Source organism: Campylobacter concisus (genome assembly GCF_002913865.1).
GTDB lineage: Bacteria > Campylobacterota > Campylobacteria > Campylobacterales > Campylobacteraceae > Campylobacter_A > Campylobacter_A concisus_AM.
Map to the genome: position 1 here is coordinate 1 of NZ_POYX01000023.1, position 19,199 is coordinate 19,199.

At 41.2% G+C, this 19,199-nt stretch carries 17 protein-coding genes; 1 reads left to right on the top strand and 16 read right to left on the bottom strand.

Going from position 1 to position 19,199, the window contains the following annotated elements:
* Positions 1 to 74: 74 nt before the first annotated feature.
* A complete protein-coding gene (locus CYP77_RS01285) occupies positions 75 to 1,346 on the bottom strand; it encodes an anthranilate synthase component I family protein (RefSeq protein ID WP_103567278.1) in 1,272 nt (423 codons plus the stop codon).
* A 144-nt stretch (positions 1,347 to 1,490) separates the two neighbouring features.
* Between CYP77_RS01285 and CYP77_RS01290 the strand changes: the two genes are divergently transcribed.
* The gene (locus CYP77_RS01290) at positions 1,491 to 2,231 is read left to right on the top strand and encodes a sulfite exporter TauE/SafE family protein (RefSeq protein WP_103567277.1); all 741 of its coding nucleotides are present in this window, start codon (positions 1,491 to 1,493) and stop codon (positions 2,229 to 2,231) included.
* A gap of 30 nt (positions 2,232 to 2,261) precedes the next feature.
* Here the strand turns inward: CYP77_RS01290 and CYP77_RS01295 are convergent, their stop codons facing one another.
* The 15 genes from CYP77_RS01295 to pth form a co-directional block, all read right to left on the bottom strand.
* A complete protein-coding gene (locus tag CYP77_RS01295; protein WP_103567276.1) occupies positions 2,262 to 3,722 on the bottom strand; it encodes a class I SAM-dependent methyltransferase in 1,461 nt (486 codons plus the stop codon).
* Positions 3,722 to 4,801 carry a phosphoserine transaminase gene (gene serC / locus CYP77_RS01300; protein ID WP_103567275.1) on the bottom strand — a complete coding sequence of 360 codons (1,080 nt, stop codon included), beginning with the start codon at positions 4,799 to 4,801 and terminating at the stop codon, positions 3,722 to 3,724. The genes CYP77_RS01295 and serC overlap by 1 nt, the downstream gene beginning before the upstream one ends.
* A 2-nt stretch (positions 4,802 to 4,803) precedes the next feature.
* Positions 4,804 to 5,970: an exodeoxyribonuclease VII large subunit gene (gene xseA, locus CYP77_RS01305; protein WP_103567274.1), complete on the bottom strand. Its 1,167-nt coding sequence runs from the start codon at positions 5,968 to 5,970 to the stop codon at positions 4,804 to 4,806.
* Positions 5,963 to 6,685, bottom strand: coding sequence for a bifunctional demethylmenaquinone methyltransferase/2-methoxy-6-polyprenyl-1,4-benzoquinol methylase UbiE (gene ubiE, locus CYP77_RS01310; protein ID WP_103567273.1), 723 nt, complete (start codon positions 6,683 to 6,685; stop codon positions 5,963 to 5,965). Before ubiE ends, xseA begins: the two co-directional genes overlap by 8 nt.
* Positions 6,686 to 6,698: 13 nt before the next feature.
* Entirely contained in the window at positions 6,699 to 8,105 is a 1,407-nt protein-coding gene (locus tag CYP77_RS01315) for a CHAD domain-containing protein (protein ID WP_258032391.1), read from the bottom strand.
* Positions 8,106 to 8,244: 139 nt separating this feature from the next.
* A complete protein-coding gene (locus CYP77_RS01320; protein WP_009294652.1) occupies positions 8,245 to 8,655 on the bottom strand; it encodes a Fur family transcriptional regulator in 411 nt (136 codons plus the stop codon).
* A gap of 71 nt (positions 8,656 to 8,726) precedes the next feature.
* Positions 8,727 to 10,553: a 1-deoxy-D-xylulose-5-phosphate synthase gene (gene dxs, locus CYP77_RS01325; RefSeq protein ID WP_103567272.1), complete on the bottom strand. Its 1,827-nt coding sequence runs from the start codon at positions 10,551 to 10,553 to the stop codon at positions 8,727 to 8,729.
* Positions 10,546 to 11,412, bottom strand: coding sequence for a flagellar assembly protein FliH (gene fliH / locus CYP77_RS01330; RefSeq protein ID WP_103567271.1), 867 nt, complete (start codon positions 11,410 to 11,412; stop codon positions 10,546 to 10,548). Before fliH ends, dxs begins: the two co-directional genes overlap by 8 nt.
* Positions 11,409 to 12,440, bottom strand: a complete 1,032-nt coding sequence (fliG, locus tag CYP77_RS01335) for a flagellar motor switch protein FliG (protein WP_012001435.1) — start codon at positions 12,438 to 12,440, stop codon at positions 11,409 to 11,411. Before fliG ends, fliH begins: the two co-directional genes overlap by 4 nt.
* Positions 12,440 to 14,137 (bottom strand): flagellar basal-body MS-ring/collar protein FliF, encoded by a 1,698-nt coding sequence (fliF, locus tag CYP77_RS01340; protein ID WP_103567270.1) that lies wholly within the window; start codon positions 14,135 to 14,137, stop codon positions 12,440 to 12,442. The genes fliG and fliF overlap by 1 nt, the downstream gene beginning before the upstream one ends.
* A 4-nt stretch (positions 14,138 to 14,141) precedes the next feature.
* Positions 14,142 to 15,239 (bottom strand): histidinol-phosphate transaminase, encoded by a 1,098-nt coding sequence (gene hisC, locus CYP77_RS01345; protein WP_103567269.1) that lies wholly within the window; start codon positions 15,237 to 15,239, stop codon positions 14,142 to 14,144.
* The gene (pheA, locus tag CYP77_RS01350) at positions 15,239 to 16,318 is read right to left on the bottom strand and encodes a prephenate dehydratase (RefSeq protein ID WP_103567268.1); all 1,080 of its coding nucleotides are present in this window, start codon (positions 16,316 to 16,318) and stop codon (positions 15,239 to 15,241) included. The genes hisC and pheA overlap by 1 nt, the downstream gene beginning before the upstream one ends.
* Positions 16,302 to 17,525, bottom strand: a complete 1,224-nt coding sequence (gene lysA / locus CYP77_RS01355; RefSeq protein ID WP_103567267.1) for a diaminopimelate decarboxylase — start codon at positions 17,523 to 17,525, stop codon at positions 16,302 to 16,304. The genes pheA and lysA overlap by 17 nt, the downstream gene beginning before the upstream one ends.
* 55 nt (positions 17,526 to 17,580) lie before the next feature.
* Positions 17,581 to 18,645 carry an LptF/LptG family permease gene (locus tag CYP77_RS01360; protein WP_103567266.1) on the bottom strand — a complete coding sequence of 355 codons (1,065 nt, stop codon included), beginning with the start codon at positions 18,643 to 18,645 and terminating at the stop codon, positions 17,581 to 17,583.
* The gene (gene pth / locus CYP77_RS01365) at positions 18,642 to 19,190 is read right to left on the bottom strand and encodes an aminoacyl-tRNA hydrolase (protein WP_103567265.1); all 549 of its coding nucleotides are present in this window, start codon (positions 19,188 to 19,190) and stop codon (positions 18,642 to 18,644) included. The genes CYP77_RS01360 and pth overlap by 4 nt, the downstream gene beginning before the upstream one ends.
* Positions 19,191 to 19,199 lie beyond the last annotated feature (9 nt).

The window sequence follows — 19,199 nt, forward strand, 5'->3', positions numbered from 1 at the left end:
AATTTATGTTTTTCATCGCTTATTTGGCTATTTTATCCTTTTATTTTTAAAGTTTTCACTTGCGCGACTTAAATTTAAACCTCTTTTGCGCTGTTTTTAAAGACATTTACCACGCTGGCTCGTTTGTGGCAAATTTCAGCATACTCTTTTTCGCTTTTTGAGTCATAGACTATGCCAGCTCCAGCTCCGACAAAGACGTCGCTAAAGCCGTTTTTAGCTGGCACAAAGATGGCTGAGCGGATAAGGATCGCAACCTGAGCGTCGCCATTAAAATGCAAAAATCCAATGCCCCCGCCATAGATATTTCTCTCAAAAATTTCAAGCTCATTGATTATCTGCATCGCTCTGATCTTTGGCGCACCGCTTAGCGTGCCAGCTGGGAAGATGCTAGCTAGCACGTCAAAAAGATTAAGCTCCCTAGCGCACTTGCCATAGACGTCGCTAACGATGTGCATCACTTTTTCAAATTTCTGGATATGCATCGCATTTTTTACCACCACGCTCTTTGGCTCTGAGACCCTACCGATGTCGTTTCTGGCAAGATCGATTAGCATCTTGTGTTCAGCTAGCTCCTTTTCATCACTTAGTAGCTCATTTTCAAGCGCCACGTCAGCGTTTGCGTCGCCCCCTCTTGGCCTTGTGCCTGCGATCGGCGCTACAAAAATTTGCTCACTTTTCATCTCAAAAACAAGCTCAGGCGAAGAGCCAACCACATCGCCATAAGGCGTAGGAAAATGAAACATATATGGACTAGGATTTGCAGTGCCTAGCTTTTTGTAAAAGTCTAAGCTATTCATATTTGTTGAAATTTCAAGTAGCTCGCCAAGCACCACTTGAAAGACGTCACCGCTTCTTATGTATTCTTTTGCCACCTCAACCATATCTTCAAAGTGTTTCTTTTCTTCACTAAGATCAGTTTTTATGCTAAATTCGCACTCTTTTTCACCCTTATGCTCTGCCTTTAAATTTAGCAAAAAGTCATAATACCTCTCTTTATCTCCATAAAAAGTGTAAATTTTACTCATCTTATCAAAGTGCAGATATGCTTTAGCATCGGCGTAGATAAATTTTGGAAATTCATATTTTTTAGTTTTCTCTTCGCCTATATACTCGAAATATCTCACGCCATCATAAGCAAAAACACCAAAAAGCCCAGCAAAAGGTGCGAGTGATCTGTTACGATTGGTATCAAAGTAGCTTCTAAGTCCGTAAAAGTCCATATCTTTTTCATCGATATATTCGCAGTCGATGCCGATTATCGTCTGTGTCTTGTCTTCAGCAAGGTAGCTATTTTTAAATTTCTCTCTGATCGCTTCATAATAAAAAAGTGGTTGTTCTAAGAGCATCTTTTTCCTTTTAAATTTTTATTGATTATAAAAAATTTTCGCTTTTACTTTTTAGAATTTTGGCTAAATTTTTAAATTTACGCCTTTTTTACTATTTTTTTAAGAGCCCCTTGGCTAAAATTTGCACTAGTCAAGGGAGAAAAAATGCTTTTTGTAGAACTTTTTATATTAGGTATCGGCGTTGGCTATATAGCTGGTTTTTTTGGCATCGGTGGCGGCACGGTCGTCGTTCCTATCATGGTCGCCTTTGGATACGACGTCAAAACTGCCATTGGCATAAGCGTCATGCAGATGATCTTTAGCGCAACATTTGGCTCGTATCTAAACTACAAAGCTGGACTTTTAAAGCTAAACCGCGGCGTATTTTTGGGGCTTGGCGGTCTTGTGGGGGCAAGTTTTAGCGGTATCATCGTATCACACGCGCCTGCACTCTTACTTGAGTCTATGCTTCTAGCAACCTTTATCTTTTCGCTTATAAAACTATACTTTTCACCAAACAGCGACGGCTCAAATGCGAATAATTCGCTCTTTTTGCTATTTTTAGTTGGCGTTTTTGTTGGCGTTTTTGCCATTAGCATCGGCATCGGTGGAGGCGTCTTTATCGCGCCGATCTTGGTAGGCTTTTTACGCTACGAGCTAAAAAAAGCCGTTTCTATGGGCGTATTTTTCGTTATGTTCGCAGCCATCGCTGGCTTCATCTCGCTCTCGCTAAATGGCCATATCTCATACGCTGAGGGCGCATTTTTAGGTCTTGGCTCGCTAATAGGCGCATACTTTGGCACTAAAAAGACGCAAAATACCGACAAAAAAACACTTAAAAAATGGTTTTTGGTCTTTTACATAGCGATGATATGTTTGATATTAAAAGATATGTTTTTTGAGTAAGAGCATGGCTAAATTTGCCACGCTCTTTTTTTAAATTTCTTCAAAAAAGTAGGCTTCGCTTAGTTTAAAAGCAAGCTCTTTTAGCTCATCTTCGCTTAAATTTACGCCCTTTGCGATCTCTTTAAAGCTAGTCTTGCCGTCAAATTTCAAGGCGGCTTTGATCTCTTCAACGCTTAAGCTAAGCTTGCCATTTAGCTCATTTGCCAAAGAAATAACTGGCAAACTAGCCTCCAAAAAATACCCCAGATACGCTGCTGCCATAGGCTTTAGCCTAGTTTTTTTAGGCTCATAATCAAGCGCAATAAGCTTTGATGATGAAATTTTAGTGTTTTGATCATTTAAAATTTCAAGTAGCCCCATAAAGCCCTCGCTCTCATTTTCGCCAAGAGCGGCTTTGACTTCGTCTAAATTTAAGCTTTGCGGGTAGGCCTTGCTTAAAATTTCTTGCGTTTTTGTCCTTGGCTGCTCGCTAAAGTAGGCAAAATTTAGGCTATTTAGCTCGCTCTCTCCAAGCACCGCGTCAAAGTCATCAGCGCCCTCAAGCCTTTCTTTGTGAGCGATAAGGCTCTTTCTAAACGATCTATTAAACAAAAAGTCGTTTAGCTGCTCTTTTTTGATGCGAGTGTTATAGCTTTGCTCGATGTGCGCGTCAAAGCGGTAAATCCCAGTCGAGCTTGCAAAGATATCGTTTAACGAGGCGTCTATGACGTAGCAAAGTCCGTGTTTATCGATGTGTTTGGCAAATTTATGAAAGTAAGTTGGCTCGTTACTCGCCTCCAAAAAGTCGTGCAAGATATAGTAGTCGCTACCCTTTGCGATGATGCCTTGCAAGAAATTTAACTGCGTCAAAAGTAGCTTCATACTATCTTTATAGACAACGTCGCTTTGGTTTTGCAGGCTAAATTTCAAATAATCCTGCAAGAAATTTAACTCTTCTTTGACGTGAGGAAGTGAGTCTTTATCGCCCCTATTTGCGCTCGCAAAGAGCATGAAGTCTCTTAAGATATCAAGGCTCTTCCAACCTGGGTAGGTGTTATAAGAGACGTAGGCGATGCCATCTTTGCTAAGTAGCGCCTTTATCGTTGCAAGTAGCGCATCTCTTACGTTTGGGCTCACCCAGCTATAAACTCCGTGAGCGATGATGTAGTCAAACTCGCCAAGCTCCTTGATGTCGTGCTCATTCATATGCAAAAAGTCGCGCTCTAGAAGGGTGAAATTTTTTAAATTCATCTTCTTTGCGATCTTGTTGCCCTCTTCTACTTGGTGGCTTGAGATGTCGATGCCAACGACCTTTGCCTCTTTGTGTGAAGCTGCAAATGGCAAGATGTTGCCGCCGTATGATGAGCCAAGCTCAAGCACTCTAGCGTCTTTTAAATTTGCCGCCTTTAAGCCTAAAAATTTAGCAACCGCCTCTATCCTAACAGGCGAGCAGTCGCTAAATGCAGCCGAGAAATAAGGAATTTCATCGTAAGCTTTTTTTGCCTTATTCATCAGCCGTGCTTTCTGGCAAATTCTCTCATAAACTCGCCAAGTTTCTCAACGTCGCTTTGGCTAACGGCGTTGTAGATAGAGGCTCTTATGCCCCCAAGATGTCTGTGACCTTTTAGTCCAAGCATACCCTCTTTTAGCGCCTCTTCGACGAAAACTGGCTCAAGCGCATGATCTTTTGGTATCGTAAAGCTCACGTTCATATCTGATCTGCTTGATTTTTTAGCGTGACCCACGTAAAAGCCATTTGAGCTATCGATGATATTATAAAGCGTGCTTGCTTTTTTGGCATTTATCTTCTCAACCTCAGCAAGTCCGCCAAGATCTAATAGGTGCTGCATGGTTAAATTTAAAAGATAAATTCCAAAAGTTGGCGGTGTGTTGTAAAGTGAGTTTGCCTCTACGTGCGTTTTGTAGCGTAAAAACATAGGGACGTTTTGGCTGCTCACGCGACCAACTAGATCTTTTCTTAAAATGACGATAGTCACGCCGCTTGGGCCTGCATTTTTCTGAGCGCCGCCGTAGAGCAAGCCGATACTGCTAAAATCAAGCGGTCTAGCGAAAAAGTCGCTCGAAGCATCGACAACTAGGGGCGATTTGGTCTTTGGCATAGATTTATACTGCGTGCCATAGATCGTATTATTTGAGCAGATGTAGGCGTAGTCGGCGTCATCGCTAAATTTAAACTCAGGGATGTAAGAGAAATTTTCATCCTCGCTGCTTGCTACGACATCTACATTGGCGCCAAGCACTTTTGCCTCTTTGATCGCTTTGTTCGTCCAAACGCCGGTGTTTGCGTACTCGGCCTTGCCACCTTGATATAAATTCATCGGTATCATGCTAAATTGCAAGTGTGCGCCGCCTTGCAAAAATAAAATTTCATACTCATCGCCGATGCCATAAAGCTTTCTTATCTTCTCCATCGCACCAAAGTGGATCTCCTCGAAGGTTTTGCTTCTGTGGCTGATCTCCATGATCGAGTAGCCCTCGCCTCTATAGTCGGTAAATTCGGCCTTTGCGTGCTCTAAAACGTCTAGTGGTATCGCGCTTGGGCCTGCGCTAAAGTTGATTTTTCTACTCATTTTTACTCCTTGATAATTGCTTTTTTATGTGTATTTTGCGAGATAAGCTCGATCTCATCATTTGAATTTAAATCCCTAAGATCAGCTCTCTTGCCATCTTTTCTAACCTCGATAAGCCCCTTCGTGCTCTCAAAAAAGAGCCCCCTCATCTCATAGGCTTTCTCCAAAGAGCTAAGGGCTGAGTCAAGAAGCAAGATCTTTCTTTGCACAGCGTTTGTTAGAGCATTTTGCTTGTTTGCTACCTCACTAAATTTTAGCTCGATCCTAGCTTTTAGGGCGTTTGATGAAAATTTAGAAAGTAGTAAATTTAATAAATTTTGCTTTTTAGTGATCTTTAAATTTAAAGCATTATCAAGATCGTCGCTGAGCCTATCAAGATACTGGAAAAACGCCTCTTCATCAGGCAGTAGATCAAGCATAGCCGCACTTGGCGTGAGCGACCTGCGGTCTGCTACAAAGTCACTTATGACGTAGTCGATCTCGTGGCCGATAGCGCTTATGACTGGCGTTTTGGTAGCGTAAATTTCACGTGCCAAACCCTCGTCGTTAAAGCACCAAAGGTCTTCTTTGCTGCCGCCTCCGCGAGCCAAAACGATCACATCAACGCCGTATCTATCGGCCCTTCGCAAGGCTTTTATAAGTGAGCTTGGGGCGCTTTCGCCCTGAGTTAGTGCGTCAAATATATAAATTTCACTTAGCCTCCAGCGGCTCGTGACGACTTTTAGCATGTCCTGAAGTGCAGCCGAAGTGGCGCTTGTGACAAGGGCTATTTTTTTAGGTAAATTTGGTATCTCTTTTTTTATGCTGATATCAAAAAGCCCCTCGTTTTCGAGCTTTTCTTTAAGCTGTCTAAACGCAAGCTCAAGCTCGCCCTCACCATCAGGCAGCATCGCACTAGCCACTAGCTGATACGAACCACTTGGCGAATAGATGGTTACTTTGCCATAAATTTTGACCTTCAAGCCCTCTTTTGGCAGGAATTTCACCTTTTGGTTATTCATGCGATACATCACAGCTGAGATACTTGACTTTTCGTCCTTTAGCGTGAAGTACCAGTGCCCAGAAGCGTGCTTTGTTAGGCGCGAAATTTCACCACTTACCTCGACGTAGTCAAGGGTTGCTTCAAGCAGTGCCTTTGCTTTTTCGTTTAGCTCAGATACGCTAAGCATTGATCTCTTTGACCTTTTTGGCGATAAATAGCGTCGAGATATCCATGCTAAAGCCCTTGCAAAGCTCTATCTCAAAGCCAGCCTCCACAAGCTCATCGCAAAAGCTCTTTGCGTCCAAGAAATTTTCGATTGAGCTTGGCAGATACTCGTATGCCTCTTTGTTTTTTGAGATAAAGCCGCCTATACTTGGCAAAATTTTACTTAGGTAAAAATCTCTTAGTGCAGTTATTAAGCCCTTTTTCTGGCGTTTGGTAAATTCAAGCACGACGACGTAGCCATCTAGGGCAAGCACTCTATTAAACTCTCTTAGTGCAGCCTTTCGCTCGACCACGTTTCTTATGCCGTAGCTTATGCTTAAAATTTGAGCCTCACCGCCTGCAAGCGTCGTATTATCAGCGTAGGCCTCTATAAATTTAAAATTTGGAAACTTTACTCTCGCCTCTTTTAGCATGCCACTTGATGGATCGATGCCAGTTAGGCTTTTTACCTCCACATCAAATTCTTTTGCCATTTCACTCCAAAGCCCCATCATATCGCCAGTGCCGCAAGCCACATCCACGATATTTATGCTTTTATTTTTAAAAATTTCTAGCATATACCTGCAAGCAAATTTCCTCCAGCTCACATCCACGCCAAGGCTTAGCACCCTGTTTGCGACGTCGTAAGTCGGGGCGATCTGGTTAAACATATCAACTATTTTTTCTTGTTTTTGCATAAATTTTAGACCTTTATATGTAGTAAATTTTTAAATTTCGCGAGATCTTGCGAGTTGCTTTTATAAATTTAAGCCGTTTTTTTAATATCTCTTCTCTGGTTTTGTAAATTTGTTTGTAAATTTTGCTCTCAAGTTTTTCTTTGCCAGCAGCCTCTGGCAAACGCTCTAAGATGCCAAGCCAAACGTCATAGTCTTGAAGCGCACCAAAGATCTCTTGCATATCTTTTAGCCGCTCTTCATACTTTTTAAGCCCGTCAAAATAAAAAATCTCACTCAAAAACTCGTAGGTATATCTCACCTTTTTTAGCTCGATCCTGATCTTGTGAAAGCTATCATTTGGGCAGTCTTGATCTAGGCTTTTTAGCCTCTTTTGAGCCAAAACTAGAAGCGTTCTTAGCTTAAACGAGCCAAGGCGCGAAAGGCTTACATCAAAGAGCTTTGACCTATAAAACTCACCCTCGTTTAAAAATATCTCCCACTCTTTTAAAAATGCGTAGTTTTCCTCGTCACCTAGGTAGCTTTTTACGTTTTCATACTCTAAATTTAGAGCCTTTTGCACAAAGTAAATAAGCTCATTTGCGTGCTTTTGCTCGCTTAAAAAGCCTAGAAAAATGTCAAGGTCTCGCTTTTTGTTGGTTGAATTTGCCAAAATTTTAAAATTCTCTCCAAAAAAGAGTGTCACTTTCTCATCAAAAACTCCGTTAAAAATTTTAAGTAGCGACCTAACTTTTCTTAAATTTACTCGCAGGTTGTGCAAAATTTCTTCGTCGTGATCTTGCAGATAGTCACTCTTTAGCCTCTTTATCTCTTTATATGTGCTTAAAAGTAAAGCTCTAAGTGCCTCGCCACTTTTTAAATTTGCAGTAAAATTTGGCGAAATTTCTTTGTTTTTAAAGACATTGTAGGCTCTTTTGTAGTCGATTTGTTCATTTTCGTTTGCGTGGATGGCTAGAAATTTGTTTTTATATCTTTTATCGCAGGTGACATCAGCTTGGCAAAACTGCTCTAAAAATGGTGGCAATTTAAAATAAACAGCCTCATTTTCATCACTAAATTCGATCTCAAATGTGCAAAGGCCGTTTAAGCCGTCTTTAAAAATATCGATGTTGCAGGGATTATTATTTAGCCAAAAAATGTATCTATCTTTTGTGATGACGTGGCCGATGCGGTTTTTTAGAGCCTTTTTAAACTCCGCCTTTTCGCAAAATTCCTCGTTTTCTTCTCTTATAAGATCCTTGCCGACCTTGATCGTTTTTATAAATTTACCCTCTTCACTTCTGAAGCGGATCTCTTCATTTTGCGTGATCTTGGTGTAAAACTGAGAAATTTCAAGGTGCTTAAAAACTACTCCAGCATCTTTTAGAAAATCTAGAATTTGAGAATTTTTGAGTAAAAATTTACGCTCTATCTCCAAACCCACATTTTTCTCCGAAATTTTTTGTTTATTTTAGCAAGTTAGTGCTTAAAATAATGAGAAAAATGCTAATTTCAGGCTTGTTTGAAGTGTTTTATGAAGAAAAATAAAAATTTATGTTGCATTATGCAACATAAATTTTGCCTTATCGGCAGTGTTTACAGCTTTTTACGCTAGCAACGATATTTAGGCGCTCGATGATGTTACCGATCTTTTTTTCAAGCGCCTCTTGGTATTTGCCAAGCTCTGAGTCGTCATAGCTCATATCCTCGACGCTACCGCAGTTTTCGCAAACCACGTGGATGTGCGGATGCTCGTAAATGTCGTATCTTGCCTTTTGATTTACGATATTTACTTCAACCACTAGACCCTCATCTTTTAGAGTGTTTAGGTTTTTATAAACAGTTGCGAGCGAAACTGATGGATTTTCTTTCAAAATTTCATCATAAAGCTCATCGATCGTTGGATGTGTGTGACGATCAAGAATTCTCAAAACGCTAAGACGCTGCGGCGTTACTTTAAGCCCAGACTGTTTTAGCAACGATACATATTGCATAATTTTCCCCTATACAAATTTTTGCTTTATGCTAGCAAAAGTAATATTAAACGTTTCTTTATTAAATGATATTAATTATTCTCTAGTAATTTTTGGGTAATTTGCTCAGCGCTTATGCCAAGGCTTTTTTCGACCTCAGCTGTCGAGCCGTGCTGGATAAATTTATCATCATACTCAAAGCTAACAACGCTTACATTTGATATGCCATTTTCTTGTAAAAAGGCACTCACTATCTCGCCAACGCCGCCTTTTTTAGCGCTATCACTAAAGATATACCACTTTTTAGTGCGTTTTGCAAGACCCAGCAAAAGCTCTCTATCAAGCGGCTTTGCAAAGACTAGATCAACAAGGATAGCTTCGAGCTTGCCAGCTAGTAAATTTCTAACCAAATTTGCTCTGCCAACGCCGTTGCCATAGCCTAAAAATGCGATGTCACTCTTTGCGTCAGCCAAAATTTCACCCTTGCCAAACTCAAGTGACTTAGCTTTAAACTCACCTCTTAAGATAAACGCCCCACGCGGATATCTAAACGCACTAACACCCTTGTAAGAGTAGGCAAATTCCATAACATTTTTCATGCTCTCTTCGCACCTTGGAGCAAAAAGAACCATGTTTGGCACAGCGTTTAAAAAGCTAATATCAAAAGCGCCCTGATGCGTTTCGCCGTCTTCGCCCACGATGCCCGCCCTATCCATCGCAAAAGTTATGTTTAAATTTAGTATAGAAGCGTCGTGGATGACCTGATCGTATGCCCTTTGCATAAAGGTCGAGTATATCGCGACAAATGGCTTAAAGCCCTCTTTTGCCATGGCCGACATCGAGGTGACTGCGTGCTGCTCGGCTATCGCCACGTCCCAAAAGCGGTCTGGAAACTCATGTATGAGCGCGTCCATGCCAGTGCCTGTTGGCATCGCAGCCGTTACGCCAACGATGTCGCTGTGCTCTCTTGCCATCTTTAAAAGCTGCTCGCTAAAGATCGCCGTGGCTGACTTGTTTGACTGTCTTTTGATAAATTCTCCACTTTTTAGATCAAACGGCCCAACTCCGTGCCAATTTTCATAGTAACCCTCGGCAAATTCATACCCTTTGCCCTTTAGCGTCTGCACGTGCACGATGACTGGCTTTTTCATGTTTTTGGCAGTTTCAAATGTGCTAAGAAGCGCTGAAAGGTCGTGTCCATCGACTGGGCCTATGTACTCAAGCCCAAGCTCTTCAAAAAACATACCAGGAGTGATGAGCCTGATGCCCTCCTCCATGCGTCTAGCCATGTAGGCTGCAGAGTCTGGCATGTAGCTTAAAAAGCGCTCAACCCTGCCTTTAAATTTTTGATAAAACTGCCCTGCCATCATCTGGCTTAGATACTTGCTAAGCGCGCCTATTGGCTTACTTATGCTCATCTCATTGTCGTTTAGGATGATGACACAAGGATATTTTCTATCCCCCAGCTCATTTAGCGCCTCATACGCCATGCCGCCACTTAGTGAGCCGTCGCCTATGACAGCCACTGGCAAGCGCTCTTCATTTTTTAGTTTGATCGCCTTTGCAGCGCCAACTGCAAGCGAAATGGACGTTGAGCTATGGCCTGCTACAAAGTAGTCAAATTTGCTCTCGCTTGGCTTTGTGTAGCCGCTGATGCCGTTAAATTTTCTAAGCGTATCAAAGCTATCCCAGCGCCCAGTTAGTAGCTTGTGCGCGTAGCTTTGGTGGCTCACATCAAAAATAAACGGATCTTTTGTAATGTCAAAAATTTTATGCATCGCAACGATGATCTCGACTGCGCCGATATTTGAGCTAAGATGACCGCCATTTTTACTAACGGTAGCTAAAATTTTATCCCTGATGTCGTGGCAAAGCGCATTTAGCTCATCGACATTTAGGCTTTTAACATCTTTATTCATTATTTACCAGCATTTTTAGCTTTTCAAGCCTTGTTTGCATCGTTGCATCGATGTTTCCGCCCTCACTTATGATCACCACGCCACCTTTGCTTATGGCATCATCAGCGCTTACTTTTACGCGTTCGTTTTTACTAAATTGCTCTTTTAGATAGTCGCTATCTTCTGGATTAACGCGAATTTCTATATTTTTTACGTCGCTTAGCTCTTTTATAAGCGAATTTGCTAGGTGATGAGCGATCTGGCTAGATGCGCTTGACACCTCTTTTTCTATCACCTCTTTTGCGATCTTTATCGCAGTTTGGCCAAGCTCGTCTTCGCTCTTTTTTAAAAACTCATCAAATTTAACATACTGCTCGTCTAGCTTTGCAGCTGAAGCACTAAATTTAGCCTCAAGCTCCTTTATCTTTGCCTCATTTGCAGCGTTTGTTTGAGCGATGCCTTCGTTTTTGCCATCCTCTTTTGCACGGGCGATCTCAGCTTCAAGACGCTTTGCAAATTCGCTCTCTTGATTTTCTATTTGCATTTGAAGCTTGATGATGTTGCTGCTTAGCTCATCTGTCTTTTTAAGCAGCTCCTCGACAAAGCTAGAGTCAAATCCAGGCTGGTGAGCTTGGCTATTTTGAGGCTGAGGTGCAAAGTGATTTTGTATATTTGGTTGCACTGGGTGCGGCATCTGAGGTGCAAAATTTTCACCACCTTGCTCTAAGCTTTGTTCATTTAGCTCTTCACTAAGATTATTTTCTTCTACCAAAACAGGTGTGCTATCTTGGGCTCTTTCGTTACTTCCAAGCACCTTAAATCTATAATTTTCTATAAAGTGAGCCGGTGAGGTCTCACTTGTTATTACGCTACTTTTCATTCTATCATCTCATCTGCTTCGCCAACTTGGAAGACACCTTGATCAGCTAGACCTTGGACGACCTCAACGATGCGTCTTTGCGCCTCTTCAACGTCTTTTACACGCACAGCGCCAAGGTATTGCATCTCCTCTTTGAAGGCTTCGGCTGCACGCTGAGACATATTTGATAAAAATTTATCCTTAATGCCATCACTTGAACCCTTAAATGCAACCATAAGGTCCTTTTTATCGACATTTTTAAGAATTTCTCTAATCGCAGTTGCGTTAAGATTGATAATATCTTCAAATGTAAACATAAGCTCTTTGATCGTTGTGGCAAGCTTGTCGTCGCTTTGCTCGATGCGCTCGATAGTACTTTTGCTAGCTTTTTGACCAAGTCTGTTAAGCACTTCTGCCACAGCTCTTGGGCCACCAACCTCGACCTTGTAAGATGTGAGGCTCTCAAGCTTGCCCTCAAGCACTGTTGAGACACGCTTGATGACTGATGGGCTGATCTCGCCAAGATTTGCCATCCTGATCACAACCTCGCTTCTTAGCTCATCTGAGAAGAAGCTTAGTGTCTCGGCGGCACTTGTTGAGTCCATGTGGGCAAGGATTAGCGCGATGGTTTGAGGGTGCTCTTTTACGATGAAGTCTGCGAGCTGTTGTGGCTTTATCTTATCAAGATAGCCAAAGCTCTTTGAGTTTTCCATGCTTTTAGCAAGCTTGTCTAAAATTTTCTGCGCAGCTTCTGGACCAAATGTGCGGTATAAAATTTCTTTTGCATACTCTAAGCCACCGCTTCTCATATATTGATTTGACTGCATGAGAGCGTAAAATTCTTCTAAAATGGCGCCTGCAACTTGCTTGTCTATATTTTTTGCAGTTGCTATGTAGCCTGAAATTTCAGTGATGACATCAACATCCATGTGAGAAAATATAAGAGCTGTCGCCTCTTCGCCAAGCTGGATTAGTAAAATAGCGATCTTTTCAGGCATTGAAAGATCATCATATATCATCTTTTGCTTATCGGTTAGTTTTATAGACATCAAATTTCCTTACGCATGTTAAATTCACTATCGTTTTTAACCATATCTTGGAGTAAATTTGAAATTTCCTCACTTCGCTCGGTGACTACTATCTTCATCTTTTCAAGAAGCACGTCGTATTTTAGCTCGTCCTCGTTAAATTCACCACTAAGTCCAAGCTGCTCCTCGACCTTCTTGCGAGCGGCTTTAAATTTCTCAAGCGTATCTTCAGCATCCATCTCGATCTCTTCAAGATCGTCCTGGGCTTGCTCCTCTTCTTCTTTCGTCTCTTCAAGCATCTTTTGCATAAATGGCACGATGACTTTTTTGTAGAAGATGTAGAGTAACAGCGCCGCAAAGATGTATTTTAGTAGCGGCAAGAAAGGCATCACGTAGTTATTCATAAAGCCATCCATCTTCTCGCCAGTGCTGACATCTTTGCCAGTTTTAAACTCGAAGTTATCCAAGCTTACCTCATCGCCTCTATTTTGATTGTAGCCGATTGATTGCTTGATTAAATTTGTGATTGATTCTCTTTGCTCTTTGGTAAGCGGGGCAAATTCGAGCTCGCCAGTTGGTTTGCCGTCTTTATCCTTTTTGCTTTGATAAAGTCCGTCTATAACGACAGCTGCGCTCACTCTGTTTATGCTAGCAAACTGCCCTTTGACATTTGTCACTTTCTTTGAAATTTCGTAGTTTGTCTGCTGCGAGCTTTTGTTGTACTGCTCTTTTAAGGTGCTATCATCAAGCCCTTGAACAGGGCCTATGTTGCTAACCGCACCTGGTACGCCGCCTACTTCATTTGGAGCCGAGCCTTGGCGCTTTTCTTCGATGTTGCTCTCGCTTCTTACGACGTTATTTGGGTCATAAACCTCGCTTTTTGTATCTTTTTTATCAAAGTCAAAGTCGATATTTACCTTTGCTACGACCTTATCTGCCCCGCCCACGATAGGAGCTAGGACATTTACGATCTTTTGCTCGTAATTATTTTCAAACTCGCGCTTATAGCGGATCTGCTGAGCTATGGCATCACTATCAAATTCACCGTCTTCATCGCCAAGTGCGACGCCATCTTGATTTACTATCTTGACATTTTCGGTGCTTAAATTTGTAACAGAGGCGGCGACTAGGTTTTTAATGCCAAAAATTTGCTTTGCATTTAAACTAACGCCTGGCTTTAGCTCAACGACGATAGAAGCGGTCGGAAGTGCTTGTCTTTCAGTAAAGACGCTCTCTTTTGGTATGGCTATTCTTACGGTTGCTTTTTGGATAGATGAGAGGCTCTCGATCGTTCTAGCTAGCTCGCCCTCAAGTGCTCTTTGAAATTTAACTCTCTGCTCAGCATCAGTAGCTCCAAATTCTTGCTTGTCAAAAATTTCAAAGCCGATCTTGCTCTCTTTTGGTATGCCAAGCGTTGCAACCGCGATACGCTCTTTATAGACATCGCTCGTTGGCACAAGGATGGTGCCTTCATTTGCTAGTTTATACTTTATGCCATCTTTATTTAGCTGATCGACTATTAAGGCTGAGTCGCTTGGGCTGATGTTTTCAAAAAGAACACTATATCCTGCAAAACTATCACTTTTACTTTTGTAAAGCGTTAAAAATACCAAAAATGCCACAACTAAGACGATCGAGCTGCCTGCGACGATCTTTTGTTTTAGTGAAAGCTTTTGATAAATTTGACTTATTTGATGAAGTAATGCCTTAAAATCCATATCCCTACTTTAAAATTTGCTCTAACTCTTCAAAAACTCTATCGTTTTGCCATGCCTGTCCGATGGTGATTCTCACCGCATTTAAGGCATAGCTTTTTAAATCTCGTAAAATTATACCTTTTTTTAACATCTTTTCGCATATCTGGCTTGATTTTGGCTCGTTAAATTTAAATGTGATGAAATTTGTATAGCTTGGGATAAACTCAATGCCATTTTGCCTTGCAAATTCCTCATATCTCTTCATCTGTTCGAAGTTATTTTGCATAGTTTTTTGCACAAATTCATCATCACCAAGTGCTACTATCGCCGCTCTTAAGCTCGGTGTTGTGATATTAAAAGGGGCTCTTAGCTTTGAAAGTGCGCCTATGATCTCTTCATTTGCCACGCCGTATCCAACGCGCATACCGCCAAGTGCGTAGGCCTTTGAGAAAGTGCCAAGATAGATGGCATTTTTAAATTTCACCACCTCGCTTGGCTTTATCTCTTTTTTGCTATCTTTAAATTTAGCAAATTCGTTGTAGGCACAATCAAGCACCACAAGCGTGTTTTCATCAATGTTTTTTATAAATTTATAGACCTCGTCAGCATCGATGCACTCGCCCAAAGGGTTATTTGGCAAGCAAAGAAAAATGACTGAAATTTCATCTTTGTGCGCATTATAAATTTCTAAAAACTCGCTCAAATTATGCTCCACGCTCTTTGTGCGGTAAATTTTAGCTCCAGTTTGTTTTGCATAAATTTCATACATCGCAAATGTCACGCCAGCCATCAAAACGCCACTTTGCTTGTTTGCCTTTGCATGAAGCGCATACTCTATGATCTGGTCGCTTCCAGAGCCGATGATTAGATTTTTGCTAGTTACGCCAAATTTCTTAGCCAGCCCCTCTTTTAGCTCAAAGTAGCTATCGTCTGGATAGAGATGTGCGTTCTTAGCGACCTCTTTTAGCGCCTCTTCCACGCTTTTGCTCGTGCCAAATGGATTTTCATTGCTCGCTAGCTTGATCACATCTTTTGCCTCGATGCCAAATTCTCTCACCACAAGCTCGATTGGCTTTCCAGCTTCGTAATTTACTAGATCATCTAAAAAGTCGTTAAATTTCATTACTCATCTCCGTTTAAATAGCTTCCAAGCCACGTTATCTCAGCACCGCTCTCTTTTGCGAGTTCAAAGGCGTTTTGCACCTTCTCATCGTCGATATGCCCCTCAAAGTCAAGATAAAAAATTGACTTAAATTCGCGCTGTTTGATAGGACGTGACTCAAGTTTTGTGATATTGATATTTTCATTTTTAAAGATAGAAAGCAGATCAGCAAGGCGTCCTGGGCGGTGATCGGTCTTAGCTAGTACCGAAGTTTTTGAGTTTTCAACCTTGGCGTTTTTAAAATCACTAAGAATGAGAAATCTCGTTCTATTTGCCATATTATCTTCGATCGTTTCATAAACGATTGGCACATTGTAAATTTTAGCTGCGATTTTTGAGCAAATGGCAGCTGATTCTCTATCCATAGATGCCATATATGCGGCTGCGGCGGTTGATTTGGCTGGGATAAATTCGACCTCATTTAGCAGGTGATCTTCTAAAAATTTACGGCACTGGTTGTAGCCTTGCGGATGCGAGTAAATTCGCTTTATCTCTTTTAAATTTTCATTTATGCTAACAAAGCTGTGGTGGATATCTACGTAGAGCTCTGCCACTATCTTTATATCATCAAATTTACCCAAACAATCAAGCGTAGCTCCAACAGCGCCTTCGGTGTTGTTTTCGATAGGTACGACGCCATATTTTGCCTCTTTTTGAGCTAGCTTCGTAAAAACTGCCTCAATCGTAGCAAGTGGCAGATAGGCACTCATCGCGCCAAATCTACTCTGCGCTACTTGATGCGTATAGGTGCCCTCAGGTCCTAGATAGACGATCTTTTGAGGCATCTCTAAATTTCTACTAACAGCAAAAATTTCAAGATAAATAGCCTCGATCGCAGCCTTATTTAAGGCTTTATCTTTACTAAGACTAGTTAAGCGGTTTATGATAGCTCGCTCACGCTCAGGGCGATATATAGGCGTCCCAGTCGTTTGCTTTAGCTTGCCGATCTGCTCAACAAGCTTCATCCTCTCATTTAATTTATTTAAAATGAGATCATCGATACTATCGATCTCTTTTCTAAGCTCATTTAGCTCTTGCATCAGCGCTCTCCAAAAATTCTATCTCAGGTGCCACGACGTCCTCGAAACTCTCGCGTCTTCTTATCAGCCTATCTTTGCCATCAAGCACGCAAACTTCAGCGGCTCTGTTTCTTGTATTGTAGTTTGAGCTCATGCTAAAACCATAAGCTCCAGCTCCTTTAACCACGATGATATCGCCACTCTCACACTCTGGTAGATTGATATCTTTTGCTAAAAAGTCGCCACTTTCGCAGACTGGACCAACCACGTCGCAAGTGCCTAAATTTTCATCCTTGCCGTAAGCAAAAATTTTGTGATGCGCGCCATAAAGGCTTGGTCTTATAAGATCATTCATCGCGCCATCAGTGATGACAAATCTCTTTTTGCCGTTAAATTTCTCATATAAAACGCTTGCCACAAAGTAGCCAGCATTGCCCACGATGAAGCGGCCTGGCTCGCAAACGATAGTCACGTCTTGACCCTTTAGCGCGCCTAAAATTCCTTGTGCATAGTCATATAAATTTATCTCTTTTTCGTCGTTATAGATGATGCCAAGTCCGCCACCAACGTCAAAAAATTTGATATCTATTTCAAGCGCTTTTAGCTCTCTTAAAAGCTCGCTAACGATCTTTGCAGCGTCTATTATCGGGCTTAGTGAAGTTAGTTGCGAGCCGATATGAAAGTGTATGCCAGTTGGCTCAAGAAACTCTGAAGCTTTAGCGTGGATATACATCTTTTTAGCAGTCACCGCATCAACGCCAAATTTGTTTTCATTTAGCCCTGTCGAGATATATGGGTGTGTTTTTGCATCAACGCCAGGATTTACCCTGATGCTGATCCTAGCTTTTAAATTTAGACCTTTTGCTATCTCTTCAAGCCTTAAAAGCTCGGCAAAACTCTCAACATTTATCAGCAAAATTTCATTTTCTAAAGCCTCTTTTAGCTCTTCATCACTCTTGCCAACGCCGCTAAAGATGATCTGATATCTCTTAGCACCAGCCATCAGCGCTCTTTTGACCTCGCCGATGCTCACGCAGTCAAATCCTGCTCCAAGATCAGCCAGAAATTTTAAAACACTTAAATTTGAGTTTGCCTTTACAGCGTAGCAAACCAGAGATTTTCTAGCGTAAAATGCGTTTTTTAACGCCTCGTAGCGCTCTTTAATGTAGTTAAAATCATAAACGTAAAGTGGGGTTTTGTATTTGCTTGCAAGCTCTTTAAAATCCATAAAATAGCCTTTTTTAAAATGGCTTGATTTTACAAAAAAGTTGCCAAAATTTGGCTTAACGATGCGATTTTATGAGATAAATGGCGTATGCAAAAAGCAAAATAACAGGGATAACCATGCCGATCTCTGGCAAGATGACTGAGGTTTGAGCAAATTTGGTTAAGATAAAGAGAAGTCCCCAAACTACGAGCGTTATCACAACAAAGATAAATGTTGAGAGTGCGAGGTTAAAAAACCTGCCAGTCACTGGCAAATGATAGTAGAAAATAAGTAATAAAAATGGCGCAAAAAATGGCGTGATAGCTAGGTTATAAAATGCAGTCCTTGCGCTATCAAGCCCTATGCCTTCGTTTTTAAATGTCTTTATAAAATTTATCGCATCAGGTATGTTAAATTTCGAGTTTTCAACGCTTGCAGCACTCTCGATGCTCTTTGGCTTAAAGCCTCTTAACGCATCTAAATTTTCACTTTTTACCTTGCTAAAGCCATTTTCGCCAAGCTCTAAATTTCGAGGCAAAAAGGTCTGATTTACATCTTCTAAAACCCACTCATTGTCTTTAAATTTAGCGTGGTCGGCAAAAGTTGTTGAGAGCAAGTCAGTGCCATTAATGTCAAAAATTCTCACGTCATTTGCCCTTTGCTTGGCTGAGTTTAGCTCTTTTATATAGATAAATTTGCCTTCAAATTTCAAAAATGAGTCGTTTGTACTTTTTGAAAAAGCGGTGTTTTTAGCGATACTTTTTTGATAGTCATGTGCATAAGCAAATGGTGTAAAATTTAGCCCAACGTAAAAAATCGTCACAAAAAGCGCGATGAGAAATGGTGGTAAAATGAGCTTGTTTTTACTGATGCCAAGCGCGTAAAAGCTTATTAGCTCGTTTAATCTGACCATATTTACATGTAAAATTATTAGCGCAAAGATGAGTGAAAGTGGCAAAACATAGCTAATGGCACTTAGCGCAGTAAGGCCAACGTAGAGTAGCTGAAGATTTGCAGATGGCGGCAGATCTTTTAAATTTGTAAGCAGATCAATGCCAACATAAAATAGTTCAAGCGCTAAAAATACGATAAGAAAAGATTTTATATAGACCCAGCCAACATATCTGGCGTATAGTTTCATTTGATAAGACCTTTTTTTACCGTAAATTTTTGTGAAATTTCGTTGATGTCGCTCTTTAGCAGCTCACAAACCGCATTTTTTGTATAGGCTAAAATTTCATCTAAAGCCTTTTTTTCTTCATCGCTAAACTCGCCAAGGACGAAATTTTTAGCATCGCCCTCATACCCTATGCCAACGCGCACTCTTTCGTAGTCGTTGCCTATTAGATTATCGATCGATTTTATGCCGTTATGTCCGCCGCTACTGCCGCCTTTTTTAAATTTAACCGCGCCAAAACTAAGATCAAGATCATCATGGATGACAATGATCCTATCTGGCTTATAAAAGTCTTTTACCGCCTTTACACTTTGACCTGAGAGGTTCATAAATGTCGTTGGTTTTAGCAAGATAATGTCGTTAAATTTAAAAACTTCGCCTTGAAATTTAGCTGAGCTAACATCTTTGAAATTTGAGTCTTTTAGGAGGTCTATAAGCATAAAGCCTATGTTGTGTCTAGTATTTTCGTATTTGGGGCCAGGATTGCCCAGCCCCGCTATTAGTGTCACAAAAGCCCT